22 protein-coding genes are annotated in these 20570 nt (G+C 40.5%); 7 read left to right on the top strand and 15 right to left on the bottom strand.

The features are described 5' to 3' along the window. Positions 1–2: 2 nt before the first annotated feature. The 3 genes from ACEYW6_RS27680 to ACEYW6_RS27670 form a co-directional block, all read right to left on the bottom strand. Positions 3–2024 (bottom strand): DEAD/DEAH box helicase family protein, encoded by a 2022-nt coding sequence (locus ACEYW6_RS27680; protein WP_412982263.1) that lies wholly within the window; start codon positions 2022–2024, stop codon positions 3–5. A 148-nt stretch (positions 2025–2172) separates the two neighbouring features. Continuing rightward, positions 2173–2658, bottom strand: a complete 486-nt coding sequence (locus tag ACEYW6_RS27675) for a hypothetical protein (RefSeq protein ID WP_412982262.1) — start codon at positions 2656–2658, stop codon at positions 2173–2175. 388 nt (positions 2659–3046) lie between these two features. Next, a complete protein-coding gene (locus ACEYW6_RS27670; RefSeq protein WP_412982261.1) occupies positions 3047–4639 on the bottom strand; it encodes an alkaline phosphatase D family protein in 1593 nt (530 codons plus the stop codon). 399 nt (positions 4640–5038) lie between these two features. Between ACEYW6_RS27670 and ACEYW6_RS27665 the strand changes: the two genes are divergently transcribed. Continuing rightward, on the top strand, positions 5039–5590 hold the full coding sequence (locus ACEYW6_RS27665; RefSeq protein ID WP_412982260.1) for a hypothetical protein: 552 nt from the start codon (positions 5039–5041) through the stop codon (positions 5588–5590). A gap of 110 nt (positions 5591–5700) precedes the next feature. Here the strand turns inward: ACEYW6_RS27665 and ACEYW6_RS27660 are convergent, their stop codons facing one another. The 4 genes from ACEYW6_RS27660 to ACEYW6_RS27645 form a co-directional block, all read right to left on the bottom strand. Beyond that, positions 5701–7578: a 3'-5' exonuclease gene (locus ACEYW6_RS27660; protein WP_412982259.1), complete on the bottom strand. Its 1878-nt coding sequence runs from the start codon at positions 7576–7578 to the stop codon at positions 5701–5703. Between the two features lie 273 nt (positions 7579–7851). Further along, positions 7852–9060 (bottom strand): HAD hydrolase-like protein, encoded by a 1209-nt coding sequence (locus ACEYW6_RS27655; protein WP_412982258.1) that lies wholly within the window; start codon positions 9058–9060, stop codon positions 7852–7854. A 5-nt stretch (positions 9061–9065) separates the two neighbouring features. Beyond that, positions 9066–10112 (bottom strand): DNA-processing protein DprA, encoded by a 1047-nt coding sequence (locus tag ACEYW6_RS27650; RefSeq protein WP_412982257.1) that lies wholly within the window; start codon positions 10110–10112, stop codon positions 9066–9068. 147 nt (positions 10113–10259) lie between these two features. Continuing rightward, positions 10260–10508, bottom strand: coding sequence for a helix-turn-helix domain-containing protein (locus tag ACEYW6_RS27645; protein WP_412982256.1), 249 nt, complete (start codon positions 10506–10508; stop codon positions 10260–10262). Between the two features lie 285 nt (positions 10509–10793). Here ACEYW6_RS27645 and ACEYW6_RS27640 point away from each other — a divergent pair, with 285 nt between their 5' ends. Next, a complete protein-coding gene (locus ACEYW6_RS27640) occupies positions 10794–11402 on the top strand; it encodes a hypothetical protein (RefSeq protein WP_412982255.1) in 609 nt (202 codons plus the stop codon). A gap of 36 nt (positions 11403–11438) precedes the next feature. On the opposite strand, the gene ACEYW6_RS27635 is transcribed toward ACEYW6_RS27640, so the two are convergent. Beyond that, complete coding sequence (locus ACEYW6_RS27635) at positions 11439–11930, bottom strand: hypothetical protein (protein ID WP_412982254.1); 492 nt, start codon at positions 11928–11930, stop codon at positions 11439–11441. A 247-nt stretch (positions 11931–12177) separates the two neighbouring features. On the opposite strand from ACEYW6_RS27635, the gene ACEYW6_RS27630 reads away from it, so the two are divergent. Further along, the gene (locus tag ACEYW6_RS27630; RefSeq protein WP_412982253.1) at positions 12178–12645 is read left to right on the top strand and encodes a hypothetical protein; all 468 of its coding nucleotides are present in this window, start codon (positions 12178–12180) and stop codon (positions 12643–12645) included. A 189-nt stretch (positions 12646–12834) separates the two neighbouring features. On the opposite strand, the gene ACEYW6_RS27625 is transcribed toward ACEYW6_RS27630, so the two are convergent. Then, the gene (locus ACEYW6_RS27625) at positions 12835–14298 is read right to left on the bottom strand and encodes an FAD-binding protein (RefSeq protein WP_412982252.1); all 1464 of its coding nucleotides are present in this window, start codon (positions 14296–14298) and stop codon (positions 12835–12837) included. 232 nt (positions 14299–14530) lie between these two features. Between ACEYW6_RS27625 and ACEYW6_RS27620 the strand changes: the two genes are divergently transcribed. Next, complete coding sequence (locus tag ACEYW6_RS27620) at positions 14531–14968, top strand: hypothetical protein (protein WP_412982251.1); 438 nt, start codon at positions 14531–14533, stop codon at positions 14966–14968. An 87-nt stretch (positions 14969–15055) separates the two neighbouring features. Here ACEYW6_RS27620 and ACEYW6_RS27615 read toward each other — a convergent pair whose 3' ends face one another. After that, positions 15056–15433, bottom strand: coding sequence for an S-layer homology domain-containing protein (locus ACEYW6_RS27615; RefSeq protein ID WP_412982250.1), 378 nt, complete (start codon positions 15431–15433; stop codon positions 15056–15058). 326 nt (positions 15434–15759) lie between these two features. On the opposite strand from ACEYW6_RS27615, the gene ACEYW6_RS27610 reads away from it, so the two are divergent. Then, positions 15760–16032, top strand: coding sequence for a GlsB/YeaQ/YmgE family stress response membrane protein (locus ACEYW6_RS27610; RefSeq protein ID WP_069068080.1), 273 nt, complete (start codon positions 15760–15762; stop codon positions 16030–16032). Positions 16033–16228: 196 nt separating this feature from the next. Here ACEYW6_RS27610 and ACEYW6_RS27605 read toward each other — a convergent pair whose 3' ends face one another. Beyond that, positions 16229–16561, bottom strand: a complete 333-nt coding sequence (locus ACEYW6_RS27605; RefSeq protein ID WP_412982249.1) for a putative quinol monooxygenase — start codon at positions 16559–16561, stop codon at positions 16229–16231. A gap of 171 nt (positions 16562–16732) precedes the next feature. On the opposite strand from ACEYW6_RS27605, the gene ACEYW6_RS27600 reads away from it, so the two are divergent. Further along, entirely contained in the window at positions 16733–17083 is a 351-nt protein-coding gene (locus ACEYW6_RS27600; RefSeq protein ID WP_412982248.1) for a hypothetical protein, read from the top strand. Between the two features lie 239 nt (positions 17084–17322). Beyond that, positions 17323–18168, top strand: a complete 846-nt coding sequence (locus ACEYW6_RS27595; protein WP_412982247.1) for a DNA/RNA non-specific endonuclease — start codon at positions 17323–17325, stop codon at positions 18166–18168. 65 nt (positions 18169–18233) lie between these two features. On the opposite strand, the gene ACEYW6_RS27590 is transcribed toward ACEYW6_RS27595, so the two are convergent. The 4 genes from ACEYW6_RS27590 to ACEYW6_RS27575 all read right to left on the bottom strand — a co-directional run bounded on the left by ACEYW6_RS27590 (position 18234) and on the right by ACEYW6_RS27575 (position 20414). Then, positions 18234–18635: a nuclease A inhibitor family protein gene (locus tag ACEYW6_RS27590; RefSeq protein ID WP_412982246.1), complete on the bottom strand. Its 402-nt coding sequence runs from the start codon at positions 18633–18635 to the stop codon at positions 18234–18236. A 15-nt stretch (positions 18636–18650) separates the two neighbouring features. Then, positions 18651–18908 (bottom strand): hypothetical protein, encoded by a 258-nt coding sequence (locus tag ACEYW6_RS27585; protein WP_412982245.1) that lies wholly within the window; start codon positions 18906–18908, stop codon positions 18651–18653. Positions 18909–18949: 41 nt separating this feature from the next. Next, positions 18950–19354, bottom strand: a complete 405-nt coding sequence (locus tag ACEYW6_RS27580; RefSeq protein ID WP_412982244.1) for a DUF4112 domain-containing protein — start codon at positions 19352–19354, stop codon at positions 18950–18952. Positions 19355–19550: 196 nt separating this feature from the next. Next, positions 19551–20414, bottom strand: a complete 864-nt coding sequence (locus ACEYW6_RS27575; protein WP_412982243.1) for a DNA/RNA non-specific endonuclease — start codon at positions 20412–20414, stop codon at positions 19551–19553. Between the last annotated feature and the right edge of the window lie 156 nt (positions 20415–20570).

The following is a 20570-nucleotide window of genomic DNA, read 5'->3' as shown; positions in this document are numbered from 1 at the left end:
TTTTACTCTTTCCTTCTAACTTTTGAAAGTTCTGATAACCATTGACAACGCTCTTCATCAGCGCTTATCTCTCCATTAGAATTCATCTCTTTTTTATCTTCTTCATCTGCTTGTAAAACAAAATCGATAACTGTAGATTGCTTTTGTGGAGTCTCAGGATTTATCCTGAGACAACGACCAATTCTTTGGATTGTTTCCAGCTTGGCGCGGGCTGACGAAAAAAGGATAACATTCTGAAGATTTTTAATATCAATCCCCTGTGAAATGCGATGACAAGTAATTAGACAATCAATATTTCCTTTTGCGAATTCAACCAAATTTTGTCTATCATCATCTGCATAATAAGTACGATAACGGTGTATATGAGAGTGGATTATATCTAAAATTGGCTCCCCAAATTCTCTGTTTTCAATAAATATAATTGTCGAATTAATAAATTGGGAGCCTGTACGCAGAAAATCGGCAAATACATCAGGCTTTTGTTCAGCAGTTTTGTAAACACGAGAGAGTTCTATCCAAAGTTCAGTATCGCTCATAGGACTCCCTTGTCGCAAGCGAGCAGCCTTTCTAAAATATACCTGCTGAAGCCTCTGCTTGTCGTTATCTGTTAGTTGATATGGCAGATAAATATAGTCGAATTCACATAGTATGCCTCGTTCAATTGCTTCCTTTAAACTAAATTGAAAAAAGACATCTCCAATTTCTTCAAAAATAAAATCAGTGCCTTCTGCATCATATTCTCGTTCTGGAGTAGCACTTAAACCTAGCCGATAGCCAAAAGATTCATGCTGACCTTTTAACTGCTCACGAATTGATGGGCTACCTAAACCATGAACTTCATCATGTACAATAATTAAGTTTTTTCTTGCATTTTTGTTAAGACGCTTAAATAGAGAAGCTAGCTTCTCTCTTGATATAACAATTACTGCTCCTTTAGGATTATTGACAAAACTTTCTAATTGATGATGTGAATTATAGTGTTTCAAAACTCGAAAAGGTTTTGGGCGCTTTATAGCCCAAAGCTCAATCTCTTTACTCCATTGGTCAAGTAAATCAGTCCCTGTTGTACTAACAATGATTCCATCTAGTTTGTTCTCATCATCTAAGCGATTAAGAGCTTTAAGGGTAGTGCGTGTCTTTCCTGTACCTGTCGCCATTTCTAAGACACCATGCCCTACTTGAAGAAATTTTTCTACCGCTTCTTGCTGATGCCGCCACCTGTAATCAGGAACTTCTAATGTTGGGATTATAAATTGAGGAGTTACACCGTTATTGGGTTCTGGAAAAATATTCGGTTTTTCAGTAGGAGCGTAATCGCGTACTAACTTTATTGCCTCTTGAGAAAGTTGTACAATTTTAAGCCCTATAGCTTGACCTGACCAAGCCTCTTCAAATTCCTCAATCTTTGTTTTTACCCTCTCTTCATCTGCAATAACCCAACTGCGATACACATCAATTGACTCATAATTTTGATTGTGACCGTGATTAGATTCATTAGCAGAGCCTGTAAATGCAACTGCATCACCCCAAGGAAAATCAAATATTCCAATTTTTTCGTGAAATATGCCAGGTTGATTAACGTGTTGTGGGAAAGCAAAACGCAGTACTAATCGCTCATTAGCCACCATCCAAGCTAAAAAGTGCAATCGTACTTGAGCAGAATCGGGTTGGTCTGTTAGGCTGAGGGCATCTTTGACAATTTGATCTGCAATAATTTGTCGCAACTTACCGCATTCTAGTTCGTCCATTGCTCTCGCCAGTGCAGCTTTATCTTCACTGGATAATTCTGGAGAAATAATCAGTTGAATCTTCACTGCATCTGCTGCTATTCGTGGGAGTGCTTCAGCCCATGCAATCAAAGCCCCACTTGAGAAATAACCTACAGCACGCCTGTATTGAATGCAGTGCTTCAAGCAAGGAGCGAAAAAGTCTTTACCTAAATTGGCTTTACCACTGCGGTAGTTACCAGCAAGCTTGGATATAACAGTTTTTCCTTCTAAGTTTTGAGCAGATGGGCTGTTCATTCACTACCTACCGCGATCGCAACCGTCTTCTGCATCTGTGCCTCAATATTCTCCATCGTCAGTGGTGACAGTTTAGCATTAGCTAATTTATACAGTATTACACATGATACATACTATGGTGTGTTTTTAATAAATTCGGATGCTTTTATTAGTGCTGAACCACTAACTCTTGCAACAAGGCATTATTTACCCGATGCGCTTCCTCTGGTGAACTTTCCCTAATGTCAAAAACCTGCTGCACTACAGCTTGGACTTCCTGGGGCAATGATTCAAATTTCTCAGAATTGAGTATGACGATGCGGCAACCTGGGTAAGGCATAAAATCAGTAAACGGTTCCATCCCCGATTTAATAAGAGTTTTGCTAAGTTCGGCAATGGGATGATGAGACTTTTGGTTGTCCTCACTGCGGTTGATTTCTGATGCCATGTAGCCGCAAAACCAACTCAAAGTGTCAATATCTTTCTGCAATGTTGCCAAAATCCCTGTTACTACTTGCTGGTTGAGCTTAACAGGCAGGTTGTCAAAAATTTGGTCTAAGGCTTCTGGGTGTCGCTTGTGGCAATAACGCACCGCAGATTCAACAAGTTTATCGATTTTTGTAGGTTGGGGTTGCCCAAATCCTTTGCCAGACATGGTAGTTGATGTATTGAATACAGGGATTTTAGCAGGATTTGGGGTTGTGAGGTGGCGAGGAAGCGATCGCCGAGTGGTTTTTAAGGAGCATCGCTCGTCAGTTTTCCTCTAAGAAAAAGTTGAAGTTACACCGCCATGTTTCAAGGTTCTGGCAATTTGGCATAACTTATCTCTAAATTGCCGTTTAAATGAGATATCAACACAACAGAACAGCCACAAATCGCCAGTTGTTGACCCAACGCTGTAGAACTCAGCAGCCAACTTACAGCGCTCGGTCATCGCTTCGCTACATACAACTGGCTAGTAATGTACTAGAAAATAAATAGTAAATGTGCGTAGGCGCAGCCCGTCTTAGACATCGTTCCCACATCCTGCGGCTTGATACCTACTAGACTTGCGCTACAAACCCCTGATTTGGCAACTCGAAGGAAGCTGCTGTAATGACGGGTGCATTTGGATCAGACACTGCAATTCCGGTAGGTTGAGATTGAGGCAGCAGTCGGTAGTCAGTACGCCAGCGTTCGCGGTTGAGATCGCAGCGAACATAACCGCGCAGTCTTCCATTGAAATATTTCACCCACGGGTTCTGTGGCAATGCTGCTTCTACGTCGAATGTCCAAGGACAACTTGAACTGATCGAAGTACCAACAAACTCAGTTGCTACTGTTTGTGAGTTGGGGTCGTCGAAGTTAGCCTTCAGGTCATTAACCCAGCTAGAATGCCAGTCCCCAGTAATGACTACGGGGTTTGAGGGGCGGCGTTGCTGGATGAAACCGAGAATGCGATTGCGAGAGGCAACATAACCGTCCCACTGGTCAAGGTTAAAGACTTTTTCAACTCCGGTATTGTAGTCAAACTGAGCCATGATAGTCTGTTGGGCAATGACGTTCCAGCGTGCGCCAGAGCGATTTAGTCCCTCAAACAGCCACCGCTCTTGCTCCGAACCAGTCATTGTGGCAGTTGGGTTAGTAGCTTCAGCGCATCGCGGCTTACGCCCGTCACCACAGGGTTGATTGGTACGGTACTGGCGGGTATCTAAGACATTGAATTCAACAAGATCGCCAAAAGTCAACCGTCGGTAGAGCTGCAAATCAAGACCTCTAGGCTTTGAGAAGTCCCGCAGTGGCATGTGTTCATAATATGCCTGAAAAGCAGCAGCACGACGGGCAAGGAACACCGAACGTGATTGTAGTTCGGGGTCTTGAGGAATTTCGTCTGCCCAATTATTGTCAACTTCGTGGTCGTCCCAAGTGACTAGCCAAGGAAATGCAGCATGAGTTGCTTGTAGGTGTGGATCAGTCTTGTACAGAGCGTGGCGGTTACGGTACTCCTCTAAGGTAAATGGTTCACCATTGCCATCGTGCGATCGCAGCGCAGTTGTACTTGGTGCGCCTTCATAAATATAATCACCGAGATGAACCACTAAGTCCAAATCCTCTTGAGCCATATTTTTGTAGGCGGCATAATAACCACTTTGCCAGTTTTGACAGGAAGCGAAGGCAAAGCGGAAGCGCTCAACGCGATCGCGCGGGTTAGGAGCAGTGCGAGTCCGCCCGATTGGACTAACTTCATTGCCCACCTTAAACTGATACCAGTACCATCGTGCAGGTTGTAATCCTTGCACTTCTACATGAACAGAGTGTCCAAATTCTGGAGTAGCCATCTGTGTGCCACTGCGGACAACTTGCCGCATCTTTTCGTCGGTAGCAATCTGCCACTGCACTGGAACATTATATTGTGGCATCCCACCACCATTGAGCGGATCGGGGGCTAAACGCGTCCACAGTACTACATTATCTGGAAGTGGTTCACCAGAAGCAACACCCAGACTAAAGGGATAATTAGAAAATCGGGGCTGGGCGAGAACTTTGTTAGACCATTGATTGGCGATCGCAAAACCAGTTAAGGCTCCAGTCCCAATCAAAACTTGTCGCCGTCTCAAGCGACTTGATAGCAAGCGCTCGAAGTTGAAGTTTTGCATATACTCCCCTGATTGTCGCGTTTGAATCACAGCAGAGTGTAACAGCGCAACTTTAATCCCTCTTTGCAATCAGGTTAAGCGTTGATTATTCCAACACAACCTTAATTGTTTAATCTGAACTAATAGTGCTTTAATGCTTGGGTAGATGAGATTAACTCGCTCAGAACAGAAATTGAGGGACTACGGGAAGCCCTTATTAACGCGGGATTATCATCACTCAAAGAGAAGGTAAAAGCAGCTCATTAATTCCTTAGCGTAACTTTTGGAATCACTGCTCATTTGGCCCCAAAAATGGGGGCGCGTAGCTTGCCGCCGTAGGCAGTAGGCATCTCCTAACACCTAAAATACTGCTATGGTCAATCACTACCAGATTGCCTTATAGGAAAACTTAGATTGAATATGAATGAGACTTTAGCAGCCACACTAGGGGAATTACAAGCACAAATATATTGGTTACATGATGCTGAGGAGTTTACAGAATTGGCATTAGCAGCAGCTACTATATATATGAAACTTGGTTATACTCAACAGCAGGCAGAAACGGCAGGTAACTTAATTAGTCAGGCTTATCAATTAGCGGATGATGCTGCTTTAGCCCAGAAAGCAGGTAATTTTGACAAAGAATTGCAGTTTTATTATCAAGCTAAAGATAAATTAACCCAAGTAGAAACTACATTAGTTTATCAAACCAGTATCGCCATACATCAAATGAAATGGTGGATGTATTTTCGTCATAAACAAAAATTACAAATTCTGCTCCACTTATTTTTACAACATTTTAAAGCAGTAGGGTTGATTAACTTACTTACTGCTCTTAAACTTACATATTTTCTAATGGAAATAGGCAGAGTTCACAAATCCCGTGACATCGAAACCACCAAACATAATGCTATAAAATACTGGACAGAATTATTGAAAATTAAACCGCCACAATATCCTTATCTTGGTTAAACTGCTTATTTTTAGGCTTGAGCGCGATTGGTAAACTACGCATCCTTAACTTTTTCTCTCTTGATGGGGAGAGCGATCGCTTTCTTCGCTTGAATGAAGGATAAACACAATCAAATTACTGCCACTTTACCTAATACTGTCTCCAAACGGCTGGTAAATTCTGAGGAGCGATCGCAAGTCATAATCAACTGCTCAATCGCCCGTGTCATCGCCACATACAATAGTCGAGCTTCTTCTTCTGGTGTACCGTGTCCGTACTGGTCAGGTATATAACCAATACCAGGAATAAGCACCACTGGGAACTCTAACCCTTTAGATGAGTACATGGTTATGAGTTTGATGCTTTGTTCGGCTGGGTGATAGTTGCGGCTGTCACTATTGGCATTTACCCACTCTATTGGGATTTGGGCTTGTTGGAAACTGTTGTAAATGTTTTCGCCCATAAAGTTGGAGCGATAGATAATTGCTATTTCGTTCCAGGGGATATCTCGCTCGTGTAATTGTTGCACTCGCCCTGCTAGATAATCTACCTCGTGTTTAAAACTGGGTAAACGGATGAGGTCTGGTTTGGGGCCTTGCCGTCCTGCACTAGTCGGTTCTACCAATATTTGTTGGTCATCATCCTGGGTTTCGGTGGGTTGCATTACTTCTTTAGCAAATTCATAGGCTACCCCCAATACTTGAGCTGTGTTGCGGTAGTTGAGTTTAAAAATGGTGGTGCGCCCCTGTGCTTGAATGCCTACACTCTTAAAGCTAAATTTCTTAGTGCGTTGTTCACCGTAGAGGTTTTGGGCATCGTCATAAAGGATAAGTAGAGAATTGGTTTCGGGGTTGACCATTTGGGCAATTAATTTGAGCCACTCTGGTTTAAAGTCGTGGCCCTCGTCGAGCATTACAGCGCCATAAGTGCCAGCCGGTATTAATTTTGCATCAACGGCGGTAATTACTCTTTGAACCAGTTCTTCTATATAATCTTCACCTTGATACTCTCTAGAGTCGGGTCTAGGGATGTCATACTTTTTGAGTAAATCCATGCACCAGCCATGAAAATGTCGTACTTTAATGCGACTGATTTTGTGCGGGTCTTCTTGAACCACCTGCCGGAGTTTGGCAGCAAGAGAGACATTGAAGCACAGCACCAAAATGGGTTTATTACTGACTTGAGCAAGGTGCTGACAACGGTAGGCTAAAATCATGGTTTTTCCTGAACCAGCCACACCATGAATTACCCGATGTCCATCACCTAAACTTCTTGCCAACTGTTCTTGCTGCAAATCCATAATTTTGAGAATGTCGGGGATTTGCAGCTGCGGCGTTTCTTCAGTGTCAGTATCTAAATCCAACAAAGATAACTGCTTGGCACTAATGCGTAATTCTGGGAAGATATGCCAACGGATTCTATCTATTTGACTGCTGCTGAGGGTCTTGCCAAATTGATATGCCGATAAATCCCAAATTCGCTGCTGAAATTCGCCTGCATCGATGTTTTCATACATCTCATCTTTGCAGATAACCAAGTGTTCCTCAAACACTGCTGGTAGTTCACTTTCATTGAACCCTTTGCGGGTGATGTTGGTGAACACGACCCCATAACCGTAGGGGATAACCAGCTTACCTTGATATTTACCTTCCTGCTGCACCAAAAGAGAATCTTTTTCTAGCATCTTGTTGACTGCTAGGGCATAATCTCTGGCCTGTTGTAGTGGGTGTTTTACTTCTTTGATTCCATCTTCAGTAAGCAGTGTGACTGTGGAGGGGTTGATATTTTGAATAGTGTCTAACTTCCAGTCTTTCACCTCAAGGATGAACAAGCCCCGGCTGGGGTGCAGCACGATAAAATCTGGGTGCAATTGCTTCTTACCCACTGGCACATCGTACCAAAGTAAATAATCATCTTCTAATTTCTCCTCCAAGCGCTGTGCTAACCTCCTCTCGCCAGGAGTCATTCGCATTGAGCAGCTATTAAATGAGGGAATTAGAGTAGCCATAAATGGTAGATGTTTATATGGGTTTTTAAGGGGGGCGATCGCTAAAGCTTGAGAACGCTTTAAGAATTTGAACTATCTGTTAGATCAAATTCTGATGTGTTTGAAAATCGATAAGGTGTACGTGTAACAAATGAGTAACCAGAGGTAAAGCCACCAATCCCAATTGTGTCAGTGATTTTAACAAATATTTGATTTTATAATTTTGCAATATAATCTTCAGAGTTATCCGTTATATTATCCATATCATGATTATTCATGATTGTTTATTGTTACTCACCAGCTCCAAGTATCATATTCTCGAAGTTTAGATCGGATTTCTTGAGAAGCATCTTCCTCCCTAATGTAGTTCCAAAATGGATATTTCTTTTTTTTGAGTGGAGGTTGCAATTGATTTGTTTTGAAAGGAGATAATTTTTCAATTTCTAAAATTTTTTCATAATCTTTCCAGATAGTTTTAAGCAAAGATAATAAAATAACTTTTGCTCCAGTCTTTTGGATATAAACACGCGCAGCTTCCAAAGAGTAACCTTGAGTACAAAAATCATCTATCACTAAAACTGTTTTATCTCTCTTTAAAGGAGAGTGCTTATACCTGTTACCCCGCTCATTCTGGAGAGGGTATTGATTTAAAAGAACCGTATTTAATTGGTTGAAATGGTCTAAATGTATTCCACTAGTTCTTGCATAAGATGACTTTTGAGACGTTGTGTGTCTTTGTATTAAATCCAGTAGATAGCTCTTCCGAAAACATTTAGCAAAGGTGGTAATTGTCTCTGTTTCCATACTAGACGTTGATCCTTGTTCATGACCTGGATAGGGAGCGATATAATTAATCCGTTCATGCAATCCTGAAAAATAAACAGCAGAAAGTAAATACTTAATCCAAAAGTCCGGATGCCCTCTACCAAACTTTGCGGCTTCTCTAGCGTCCAATGAATAATCATATTTTTCTTCTCTAGTACCATAAATTCCTAAAGCATAATATTCTAAATCACCATCTTTTATTTCATAAGACCATAAATGCTCTCGCAAGCAAAATATATCAATGAAATGAGCAATATCTTTGGGTTGTTGAAAATTAAAACCATATTTTGTTTGTTGCTCATACCAAGTGGCGTTGAGAAAAAGCAATTTACTGTTAACAGCAGTTTGCATATCTATATCACTATTGCCAATATAAATAGCTTCATTATTGTTTAAGTGAAATTGATTTAATATCGAATGCACTGCTCCAGGGCTTGGTTTTCTTAATGTTTTATCTGCATCTGCAATATGCCAATCTAAATATTGATGTTTCTCAATTAGCTTTTCTCTAAGTTTAACCCTGTCATCATGTTCAGTGAAATCATCATTAGAAAGGATAATAGCTTTTATGCTACGAGAATCTAAAAATTTAAGTAGTTTTTCGATTTCTGGTAAGTATTCATCATCTTGAATAACATAGCGATCGCCAAATATGACACATTTTAATTTTTGGCTCATTTTCATTACTCCCATAAAGTTAGTTGATGATAATCAGGTTGAGATGTTGACGAGCTAATATCGTTTTCCATCGGTTCATGTGTTTGAAGGGAACTTTGTTTTTTACCAATCAATTTCTGAACTGTTTTGATAAGTTCATCTTCTTGTCCAGGTATTGTAAAAATCTTTGCTCCTATCTTTTGTGCAACTGATAGCTCAGGATGTTCTGAATTAGACCAATCAGGGAGTTTAAGACAAATTAGTTGGCGGTTAGCCTTTTTGGCAAAACTCACAGTATGGGCTGTACCACTTTTAGGTTTCCATTCTATGGGAATAACTACCTGAGCTAATCCTGCTTGTAATCGGTTTCTTCTGACAAAGTTTTCAGCACTATAGCTTTCTAATGGTAAGTATTCAGAAACAATTGTTCCTCCTTTTTCAAGAATCTGCTGACGCAATTTTTCAGAATTAGCTGGATAATTAAGTAATATTCCTGTACCAATAAAAGCAATAGTTGGAACATTAAATCTAATGGATTCTTGATGAATTGTTTGGTCAATTCCATAAGCTAATCCACTCACTGTAACTGCTTCTTTCCAGTAGGCTAAACAACTACCAATATACTTAGCTAAAAACTTTCCATCTTCTGAAGGATGGCGTGTTCCAACAATAGCGATACCTTGCTGATATAGTAAAGAAATATTACCTTGAACAAATAGCCATTGAGGTGCTTCATCAATTTCTTTTAATTGTTCTGGAAACTGCTGCTGTCCATAATGAATAATTTTAATACCTTGATTTTTAAGGTCACGATATAGCTGAACTGCTTGTTGCCAAATTTCCCGAATAGAGTTTTGCCAAATTTCACTTAATTGGCTTGCATTTTTGCAACCAGCTTGTCTAAGATATTCAGTAAATTCTTCACTGGTGTTGGTTTTTAAAACTTGTTTTAGACTCAATCCTTTAATAATAAGATTACGAATAGTCCAATATCCCACTCCTTTCATTAAAGAAAGAGCAAGTAAAGCAATTGTTTCATTCAACCAGTAATCTTGACTGTCTATGTTATCCATATTAATAAGTCTATGTATTTACTCTCCTCTAATAATATTCATTTTCTTAACCGTTAATTCATTCATACAGGTGAGCCTGTTTATCGCTGTTTGTTTCTGTCCAGGCATGATAAATATACTTAAGTCAGCTTCCTGTGAGTTTAGTTTCTATTTAACGAAATACTTCTCTAATAACTCCTTACCCTGTCCCTCCATCTCCTTAAGCTTCTGCTGAATCTTCTCCATTGCCAAAGGCGACGGTTTAGAGCGTCCATTTTCCCAACGGTTAATCGTGGTATAAGTAACGCCTAGAGTAGCTGCGAATTGTTCTTGCGTAAGCCCAGCCAAAAGCCGCAAATCATGAATGATCTGCCCCACCTCTGGCTGGTTGATAGCCAAGGGTTTTTTAATAGTCATTTAGCTTTCAAACTTGATTCACTTGCTTAAGTAGCAAATGCTATATTATTTGTTACATATTAATCATGCCAAAGCAGAGTGCCCCCCGTATATACGCGTAAATTATTTTTTGCTTTAATGAAGGGGGGTTTTTTAAGTGATGTTGAAATTGAATTCTTAGAGGAAAAGTTTGGATGGGCGATCGCGCAGAGCGCCCAAATTAGGCGATTAGCTACGCTATCGCACTAATGCCAACTATATTAGTGAGAATATGCACTGGTCATTAGGAAGGGAATGCAGGTAAAAATGGATACAACACTTTTTTCTGCTTTGATAGGTGCTGTAGTTGCACTTATTGTCGCAATAATTACAGCAATAATTACAGTTCGTGGCTGGCAAGAAGAGAACCGTCGTTTAATCAAACAGCAGCAACGGGAATCACAATTAGAACATTTAAAACGCCAAATTGAAGAGTTATATGGCCCGTTATGGGGTCTAGTTCAGCAATCGCAGATTATATATGATGTTGCAGTACGCGTTTTACCTTCAGAAAATGGCAAGGTGAGGCAATCCCTATTTGATAAAAATGATGATAGACATTGGAAAGTCTGGCGGTTTTTTGCTGAAACATACTTTCTGCCGCTTCATTCTCAAAAGGCTGAGTTAATCAACACAAAAAGTTATCTTTTAGAATCCGGTCGATTACCAGAAAGCTTTGACCAGTTTTTAAAGCACGAGGCTCAGAGTGGATGTTTATATCGCTTATGGAAAGAGCAAGGCGTTTCGACTCAAGGCAATCCCGATCTGAAATTTCCTGCCGAATTTAACCAGGATGTTAAAACTTCTTTAGACAAATTAAAAATGCAATATGAGACTTTACTAAGATATGAGCAAGATAAAAAAGTTTCTCGATAAGCATTATTTAAACAAAAGCGATCGCCCCCTCCCCCCCTACAGCTGCTCCATCTTAATCCCCGCCACTTCCATCATCACCGTAGTAATCGGCACTAATCGTCCCACAGTGGTGTAATAGTTATTCCCCACTGGCGTTGTTGTGGCACGCTCCCGAAACCGCTTCATGGTAATCAAGAACCACTCCCGCGTCTTTGGCATGGGTAGCCTATACAACTGGCGAGTATTGACAAAGTAGTAAAACAGCCAATTCGCCTCAGTGTACATGAAACAGCCGGGGGTTCCTTTCTCTAGGTTGCTATGCGTCTCAAAGAACAAGTTACGTGTCTTGTTCCATCTATCGCCCTTAATCTCAATCAAAATTTCACCCGTCTGCGTTGTCCAGATGAGGTCAATATCTCTGCGTTGGTAATCTGGGTCATTTTCAACATTAACAACGCTAATAGTTTCTGGTTTGGAGCGCAGCCAAGCCGAGATGTCAGCAGCAGCAAGCTTTGCTACTTCTTGAGCGTCGTGCATGGTGTAGGTCATAGCTGTATCTCCTGTACCAGCAAGGCATACTAGTTTATTATTTCACTTTCATTGCTTCTTACATAAAGCACTTATAGAAATTCTTACAAGAAAAGTTAATGACCCATTGAATAATTAAATGGGGTAATGCGATCGCCTTCATATAAGGGTTGCTATATCAAGATTTTGTAAAAGTTAGTTCGACAAATCTAGCCAAGTTACAGAAACGGGAATCATAAAGGTAATAAAGAAGTTCTACTCACTATCTATGTATAAACTTATTGCAACTGGATTAATTGCTCTAGATATATTACTGTTTTTAACTCCAACAGTACAGGCACAGAAAGTGGCGGTGAAAGAAGACTGTACTGCAACTATTAATGCTGCCCAAAGCCGCATTGCAGAGGGTCGAAATGTGGAAGTATCAATTAGGAGTCAAGATATTTCTGAGAGTTACCCAGATCATCCAGAAAGTCGTCCTTACAATTACCTGTTTTTGATGGAAGGGGCTGCAACTGATTCAATCATGAATTCACCTCAATTTATGAAGTTAATTGCCAATAATGTAATAAATAACTGTGGTTCTGTTAGTTCAGTTACTTTTGCCTTAAATCAGAGTGGTTGGAACTATTCAATTGGTCTGCTGTCAAATGGCAAGATAGATTTTTTTGATTGCATAGAACACGAAGACTACAATGTAAAACTGAACTGGGGGCAACAGTACTGTACCTTGTAGTGCTACACTCACTCAGCAAAATTTAGCAGACTTCCTCTAAAAAATGGTTAGCAAAACGTAAATACCGAGTAGTGATCGCTATAAAGGGAGGCTCCATGCGATGGAACAGCAGTAAATGCTTGCCTACGCACCCAATAATCTGCTCCATCATTATTGAGAATTCTGATTATTTAAACAGATTTGTTTGGGCTAACAGTTTGCGAAAATGCCCTGACTTGGTGTTAGTAAATTATCTGGATCGTAACGTCGCTTTGCACTTACCAGATTTCCCCAAACTGGACGAAAATGCTGCTGCCAATCATGAGGGGAGAAGGACAGAGCGTTTACAGGATATTGATAACCACCCAAATCACGATTTTGCTCAAAAAGTCTACGATTATCATTGAGCATTCTTGTAATTACAGAATCATCCGGTGGTACTGCTGTTCGCAATATGGCAAACAGAAACACAACCTTCTGGTTTGGAACCCGGAAATTGGGTAGCTTGAAACGTTTAGTTTTAACTGGATACAGCAGAATTGGGCCCTGTCCTGTGTCAGCTAGCGTTAAATTAGCAGCAACTTCACCAACAAAACTGTTAACTGCACTACCTGGCACAAACAGGTTTAACCAAGGATGAGGATTTGACCAAACACCAATTGATTTGAGAAAGGCAACTGTAGGAGCTAAACGGTTGAGAAAATCAAAATAAGTTTTATCTTCTATTTGTTGTGTACCGCGAGTGTAGTTTAAGCCTGTAAGTAACAAACTGTTATTAGGTACAGAGGGAGGACTGTAAAAGCTAGCGGCTTCTAGCAGATAACGCCATCCACCAGCATTATTAGAAACTAACTGACCTTCTACATAGTTGAAGCGCTCATCATTGATGACTTTGCGTTGGTCACGAGTAAAGGTAGCTAAATCGTCATAATACAACTGAAACACACGAGCATTGGTAGTGGCGGGAATTAGCTTAACAGTTGCCTGTACGATAATTCCACATTGACCTAGCCCTGCTAGTACTGCAAGCCATAAATTGCGATTGTACGAGGGTGAACAAGTTTCGAGATGACCAGTACCAGTAACTACCTTCAGTTCTAAAACATTATCAACTTGCACACCATAACGGTGAGTTGCACCACCAATACCTCCCACGGATAAAGTGCCGCCTACAGAAATTTCAATGTAATCAGTAAGAACAGGCGGTGTTAATCCCATAGCAAGCGTCTGCTGCAATAACTGACTCCATACCACTCCAGCATCAACAATTGCTCGGTCTGTACCAATGAAATGAATCTTGTTGAGCGTACTTAAATCAATGACAATGCCTGCTTCTACTTGTGACTGACCGTAGGTAGAGTGACCCTGACCGCGTGGGGCAACTTTGAGCTTTCTCGTCCGAGCGAATTGAATAACTCGAACAATATCTTCAATTGAGCCTGGTTTTAGTACTGCTATCGGTTGACGATGCACGATATTACCAAAGTCAATACTGGCATCATTAAGTGTCGCATTATCAGTGTAAAGTACTCCATCTAAGGAAGGTAAACTTTCAAAAACAGATGTGGCACTGGCAGATGTTACCCAGGAACGAGTAGTTAAATCAAACCCGATAACAATTGCACTGGTAATCAAACCTTGTAAAACTGAGCGACGTGAAGTGTTTTGTCTCATAATTTTTACTTGGTAGTATAATCGTTGTTTTCTTAAGTAAACACGCTAGTATTTTTTAGCGTTTACTTAACTAAACTTGAATTTATTTTCAGTGAAAAGTGTAATTTTATGGCACAGCCATAAATTAAAAAATATACCCCACATTCCATAAAAAATACGGTTAAATACTGTTAAGGCTTAACTTGAGAAAAAATCGCCCTTAAAAAATACAAGCGAGTCAAAGTTAGACCTCTTGGGCGATCGCGCTTTATTGCCCAAGCTAGGTATCGCACCTTATCAAATGGGAACCCTGGTAATAGTTGCGTTTACCAGTCTCATGAAATTCTTAAACTTCCTCAAACCCAAATCAGCCCAGCCAACTATTGATAGCTACGGACAACAAAGCTGCGGCGTTGAGCAACAGCAGATTCAATCGCTGATGGAATGGCTATTTGCTAGTTTGCTGAATGCTGGATATTCTGGAAAGTCACACCTAATTTGGTACAACAGCGAGAACCCCGACACCACCCTGGAGCAAACAGTTAAGAAAGTGATGAAGCGGGACGAGCCAATCTTTTTGTACCGTTGCGGTGGTAGGGTGTCGTCGCTGCCTACTGGGTATTACTGGCGGATGATGGACGAATACCCATCAATGCGGATTTATCAGTTAGAGGTTAAGGATGGGGAGTGATGGGATTTTCAGTTATGGCCCAAGTGGGAGCGATGCCACCGACTCATGGCGGGTAGTCCATCGCATAAACTAACTGCTGTCGAATACTTATTTTGTAGCAGGTGGGGTATCAACTCGCTCGTTGAGTTCTTGAAGTTGTTGATTTAATTCTCTCTGACGTTTGAGCAAAATTTCCAAATCTTGCTTCGTTGCTAAATCCGCCCTGTTAGCAGGAATAAGTTGATTTAGCTGATTTAGGCACGTATTCAAGCCAGCAGTAAATTCATAGCGCGTAACTGAGCGCGAACCTCGATATGTGCCATCAGCATACCCAGATAGGCAACCTGCCTGGGGAACTGTGTTGCGCCCTTCGCTTGGTATTTGTGAAAGAGTTTTTGATGGATATAAAATAATTGTTGCTAGTGCCAAGGTAGTTGTAAGGGTGGCGAATGGGAGTAAGCCAGCAATTGAGGACATCTTAAACATTAGTCGCAGCTACAAGCCATTTACTCCTTCACCTTATCAAATTAATATTAGGCTTTCAAACTTAGCTTAATTCTTAAAGTAGATGAGAACAATCATTAAAAATGCATATACTGCAATTATCAAGCAATGAATAAACGAAGCTCCTAGTTTTAGACCAACTAGGAGCTTTTTTATTGATTATCCATTGAATTTAGTGGGTATATCACCAGAAGTAATAGCGTTCATCCTCAAGGCTATTAATAGTTGGTTCTATTGGTAGATTGAATGTCAATGTTTAGATTGCTATTGTGTATTTGTTGGTAAAAAACGTTTATAAAATTAAAACAATGAATATTCTTGCTTGGATTGTTTTAGGTCTAATTGCTGGTGCTATTGCAAAGGCTATCTACCCCGGTCATCAAGGCGGCGGAATTCTCGGAACAATCTTATTAGGAATTATCGGTGCTTTTGTTGGTGGTAGTTTGGGTGTGTTCTTCAGTACAGGAACCTTGACATTAGCCGCCCCCACTTTGAGCATTCCTGGTATTGCAGTAGCGGTTCTTGGCGCAATTGTCGCTGTTTTCTTGTGGAACTTGCTAAATCGTCGCAGTGCTGTGTAATCAATTAAATTGGAATTAATTAATAGTAAAAATCAGGGAACTCATTTGACTATATTTTTCCCTGAATTTAAATAAAACAATAGCGCTTACCTATATTTAGGTAGGCGCTAATATTATTTTGTTGGGGTGCGATGCCGTTCACCTTCAACCCCTGGCTAGAAGAATTAAAGAACCAACTGTCCTGTCTGCAACCATTTCAAGATTCCGCTCCTTGGATAGTAGGTATCGCAGCCAAAATAGAATAACGGCGGATATCTTCTAGTGGCGCAGCTATTAATCCTTCTAGCTTGGCTATTGCTGCTTGCACATGGGGTGACGCTAAGTGAGTATCCAGTGCTGCCGCAGATTCCCACTCTTCTACAAAAGTAAAATCTGTTGGATCTGATTGATTTTGTAAAAGTTCATATTTAATGACACCTGCTTCAAGTTTAGTTGATTCAATCAGTCCCAATAATATTGCTTTGAGTTCTTCTACTTTATTAGGTATTGCCACAAAACGAGCTATAACATGAATGGTTTGGTTAGTCATTGGTCAATGGTAATTAGTCATTAGTCATTAGTCCATAGTCATTAGTCAATAGTTACTGCGGATTGCCTTCGCATCATTTAGTCATAAGGCGATCGCCCTTCATAAATTCTTTCTTAGAGGAAAAGTTACACCGAGGAAGCGATCGCTGTTTTGTGGCAGTACACTGGTACTATGCCTAAGATTCCAGAGTGCGATCGCTGCCTCCTCTACTCACACAACCCTCACCTCGTCTGTGTCGTTCACCCAGCAGGGCCACAGGGGGATAGCTGCTTGGACTTTCGAGAAGACCCCAACGCCGAACCAGCAGAACTATGGGAACCGGAGGGGGCCAGTTATTACAACGGTGAATTAATACTGCAACCACAGCAGCGATTGACGCAACAGCAACAGCTAGAACTGCTAGATACCCATCCTATGTTTACTGGGAAGTGTCCTCAGTGTGGGTATGAATTTGACCGCGACTGGTCAGCACGGGTGCATTGGGATTGCTCTGAGTGCGGCTGGATGGATGACTCGGTGTAGAGCGATCAGCCACGCCATTGCTTAATTATGAAACTAAATAATATATAAGTTTTTCATCTTATTTGGGACTTTATCTAATTTCAGATAATCACCTAAATAATTACTAGATGTTAATGCAATGTTTACAGCTTTTTAACCTCTGTTTATACAATCAAAGCTATATTGCGATCGCTAAGTTTTGCTGAATTTCTGTAACTTTAACAGAAACAATTGTAGTTTGTTTCAACAAATAATAACAAATGAAGAACTCTCATTTTTTCAGGGCTATTCTACCTATTGCTGTACCAGCAGTAATATCTTTCACTCTGCTTAATTATCTACAAAAGCCACTAACTGCCCAAACCTCAAGTGTTCATCTAAGAATGGGCAATCCTAGTAATGCTGGCAGTAGTTACAGTAATCTTTTGTTGAGCAAATCTCAATACGCAGTTTCTTACAATTGCTATAGAGGGACACCAAATTGGGTAAGTTGGCAGCTAAACACATCATGGCTAGGAAGCGCACCTCGCCAAGATGATTTTCGTGCAGATACTACATTACCTTCAAGCTGCTACCGAGTCAGTTCTTCCGATTACACTGGTAGCGGTTTTGACAGGGGACACATGACTGCTTCAGCAGATAGGACAAACACAATTACCAATAACTCTGCTACTTTTTTAATGACAAATATAATTCCTCAGTCACCTGATAATAATCAGGGGCCTTGGGCTGCACTAGAAAACTATTCTAGAGACTTAGTAAACCAGGGGAAAGAACTTTATATTATTTCCGGTTCCTATGGTACTGGTGGAACTGGATCTAATGGAACAAAAAACACAATTGCTAATGGTAACGTTACAGTTCCGGCCAGAACTTGGAAAGTTATTGTAGTATTAGATTCATCAAATTCGACTGCTAGCAACGTCACTACCAACACAAGAGTAATTGCTGTCAATATGCCAAATACACAAGGTATCAGAAATGTGGATTGGAGAAACTACAGAGTCAGTGTTGATTCTATCGAAACGAACACTGGTTACAATTTGCTCTCTAATGTCTCTACATCTGTTCAAAGTACAATTGAAGCTAGAGTTGACAATTTGTAAGAATAGTTAGCTTACTTAAAACTTAAAGCCTGTCTGTATTGATAGACAGGCTGATGATTTACGGGTTAGGTTTCTACAACTTTTGTCGAAATTGCGGCTAAATCTCCAGATGGAGTTTTACCAACAATATAGACATCAATATTTATCGTACCCAAACGATAAACCTTGATATCTGTAAGATTATCCTTTAGTGTTTTGACAAGTGATTTAAACTTTGGCACATTTTGTTTTTGTATTTCATCATACCATTCTTTTTCTACAGCACAGTTACGAAATAAATAATCTAGTTCTACTTCTTCAACTGATGTTTCTAGGGAATGTCCTGTTAACTGAAGAACTTTTTGAGCGGTTATTGGTTCTTGAACTTGATTAGACCACAAAAATACTTCAAAAGGATACTCTGATTCACTCATCATTAACAAACCATCGGAGGCTTGTTTAAGTTTTTCCGTAATCTCGTTAGTCATAAAATTTATTTATAATTATGAGCATTGATTTTTGAGTTTGCCAATCAGAGAATTAAGATTGATTTGAGTAGGCCAACCTTGAGGAAGATTTGTAGAATTATATCCTCTGTCTTTCAATCTTTGAATAAATTGGTTGCGGATGTATGTAGTATCAAAAGTTCCAACCCCATCAAAATAAACATCAGTTAGGTGAGCAGGGTCTAAAGCCATTTCACCTTTATATACTGCACCGTCAACTAGGTGCGACCGCTTGCTTGTTTCAAGAGAGTACACTGGTACTATGCCTAAGATTCCCGACTGTAATCGCTGTCTCCTTAAACTTGGCTGAACTTACCAGAGTAAAGTTCATCAGACAGTTCTTTAAGTTCTGGTTCAACTACTGTCAAATGCTGCTCCAGAATTGTTAAATTCCGAATGTTGGACTTATAGAAAGCATCAAACAAATCACCCACTAAAGGCACAGTACCAACGACTGTTTCCAAACCTACATTAAAAATCATTTTGGCTAAATCTCGCTGTGGGATGCCAAACCGAGTAGCTAAAAATATGATGTAAGCTGAAAACGCTGTACTTATTAAATCACCAGCACCGGGAATCAAACCGATAATTGGGTCTATTCCAATCCGAAAACCCGTTAGCGGGATACGTATAGATGTATCCATCAAACGGCTGAGTTTGCGGATGCGATTTAGAGTAGCAAGGCGTTTAGCAGCGTCCATAATTTCCGATATTTGCACTACTCTTAAATTGCACCCTTTTTAGTTATTCGTCTTGTACCTTTAGAAAGAAAAAGTATGAATAAAAATCCACCAATACTGCTCCAAAAGCAGATAGATGGATGATACAATTTCCAAGCGTTCGCTGTATTAACGCGCATCTGACAGCTTGCTGTTTATGAGCGAGTCGGAATATCCTTTACAAATTATCTACTTTGCTTTCAATAACTTCTTGAATATTTGGGGAAATATTAGAGAGAAAATCATAGCCTATGAGTTTTTCTAATTCATCAACACTTACTTTGTAAGCTCTCCAATCATTATTTAATTCTTCCTGGTTAGGGATGTTCACCGCGATGACACGGGTGCTTGCAGTAATACCATCAAGTCCAGAGCCGGGGCTATCTAAAACCACAATTATCTTCCAAGTTGTCTGAGGAACCGTCACCTTACCTTTGAGGGGTTCACCTTGACTACCATTCGGGCCTGCAACAATGTAAAGTTCTTTTCCCTGGCTTACCAAATATCGGGAATAATCTTCTAGATTACCCCAAGTGTTGCGATTATTGTCCGGTGTCTGCGGCATCATGTTGGTCATCAGGAAAGTTGAGGAATTATCCTCTACTGTTAGAGAGCGATCGCCCGATGGTGCAATATGGCCTCTGTCATATCCTGAACCAGAGTACATAGAAGGAGTTATCCGCACCCAACCCGCAGGCAAAGTACCATCAGGACGAAAGTTATTTTGGCGCTCTGCGTCCCCTAACCATGACTTATTTAACTGCCAAGCTACCCAGTTGGCAGTTCCCTTGCTTTGATTGTAGGAAAGTGCGTACTGGTTTTTTACCATGAGGTAATTATCAGGCGTAAGCTTTGTGGGGGTTGCACTGCTGGGATTTCCCAGCATCAGATGAGGGCTTATTGAGGTAGGTACAATCGGCGTTGGCTGTAATGGTTTTTCTGTTGTCGGTGTTGGCACCTGGGTTTGCGCTGGCGAACACCCCAACAGAGCAATTAATGCAGTGGCAACAGCTAAACCCTGAAAACGATTGATTAAACGCATAAATTTTAGAAAAAGATTGCAGATTAAATTAATCATCATCATTTTTGAGGGGATGTCCAGTTTTTCAATACAAGAGCGATCGCCCGTTTTCCTCTAAGAATTTCGATTTTGCCCATTATCTACAAATTTCAAATGTCCCTTCCACTGTCTGAATAC

The sequence above is a fragment of the Nostoc sp. UIC 10607 genome, assembly GCF_047228265.1.
In the GTDB taxonomy this organism is placed as follows: Bacteria; Cyanobacteriota; Cyanobacteriia; order Cyanobacteriales; family Nostocaceae; genus Nostoc; species Nostoc foliaceum_A.
Note: the sequence above shows the minus strand (reverse complement) of the source record. Positions and strands in the feature narration are given on the sequence as shown.

Coding starts and splice junctions, on each gene's coding strand:
- ACEYW6_RS27660 (WP_412982259.1), bottom strand. CDS start 7,578: ATGGCTACTCTAATTCCCTCATTTAATAGCTGCTCAATGCGAATGACT.
- ACEYW6_RS27665 (WP_412982260.1), top strand. CDS start 5,039: ATGAATGAGACTTTAGCAGCCACACTAGGGGAATTACAAGCACAAATA.
- ACEYW6_RS27645 (WP_412982256.1), bottom strand. CDS start 10,508: ATGACTATTAAAAAACCCTTGGCTATCAACCAGCCAGAGGTGGGGCAG.
- ACEYW6_RS27630 (WP_412982253.1), top strand. CDS start 12,178: ATGTATAAACTTATTGCAACTGGATTAATTGCTCTAGATATATTACTG.
- ACEYW6_RS27635 (WP_412982254.1), bottom strand. CDS start 11,930: ATGACCTACACCATGCACGACGCTCAAGAAGTAGCAAAGCTTGCTGCT.
- ACEYW6_RS27595 (WP_412982247.1), top strand. CDS start 17,323: ATGAAGAACTCTCATTTTTTCAGGGCTATTCTACCTATTGCTGTACCA.
- ACEYW6_RS27610 (WP_069068080.1), top strand. CDS start 15,760: ATGAATATTCTTGCTTGGATTGTTTTAGGTCTAATTGCTGGTGCTATT.
- ACEYW6_RS27675 (WP_412982262.1), bottom strand. CDS start 2,658: ATGTCTGGCAAAGGATTTGGGCAACCCCAACCTACAAAAATCGATAAA.
- ACEYW6_RS27605 (WP_412982249.1), bottom strand. CDS start 16,561: ATGACTAACCAAACCATTCATGTTATAGCTCGTTTTGTGGCAATACCT.
- ACEYW6_RS27575 (WP_412982243.1), bottom strand. CDS start 20,414: ATGCGTTTAATCAATCGTTTTCAGGGTTTAGCTGTTGCCACTGCATTA.
- ACEYW6_RS27625 (WP_412982252.1), bottom strand. CDS start 14,298: ATGAGACAAAACACTTCACGTCGCTCAGTTTTACAAGGTTTGATTACC.
- ACEYW6_RS27670 (WP_412982261.1), bottom strand. CDS start 4,639: ATGCAAAACTTCAACTTCGAGCGCTTGCTATCAAGTCGCTTGAGACGG.
- ACEYW6_RS27580 (WP_412982244.1), bottom strand. CDS start 19,354: ATGGACGCTGCTAAACGCCTTGCTACTCTAAATCGCATCCGCAAACTC.
- ACEYW6_RS27680 (WP_412982263.1), bottom strand. CDS start 2,024: ATGAACAGCCCATCTGCTCAAAACTTAGAAGGAAAAACTGTTATATCC.
- ACEYW6_RS27640 (WP_412982255.1), top strand. CDS start 10,794: ATGGATACAACACTTTTTTCTGCTTTGATAGGTGCTGTAGTTGCACTT.
- ACEYW6_RS27615 (WP_412982250.1), bottom strand. CDS start 15,433: ATGTTTAAGATGTCCTCAATTGCTGGCTTACTCCCATTCGCCACCCTT.
- ACEYW6_RS27600 (WP_412982248.1), top strand. CDS start 16,733: ATGCCTAAGATTCCAGAGTGCGATCGCTGCCTCCTCTACTCACACAAC.
- ACEYW6_RS27650 (WP_412982257.1), bottom strand. CDS start 10,112: ATGGATAACATAGACAGTCAAGATTACTGGTTGAATGAAACAATTGCT.
- ACEYW6_RS27655 (WP_412982258.1), bottom strand. CDS start 9,060: ATGAGCCAAAAATTAAAATGTGTCATATTTGGCGATCGCTATGTTATT.
- ACEYW6_RS27590 (WP_412982246.1), bottom strand. CDS start 18,635: ATGACTAACGAGATTACGGAAAAACTTAAACAAGCCTCCGATGGTTTG.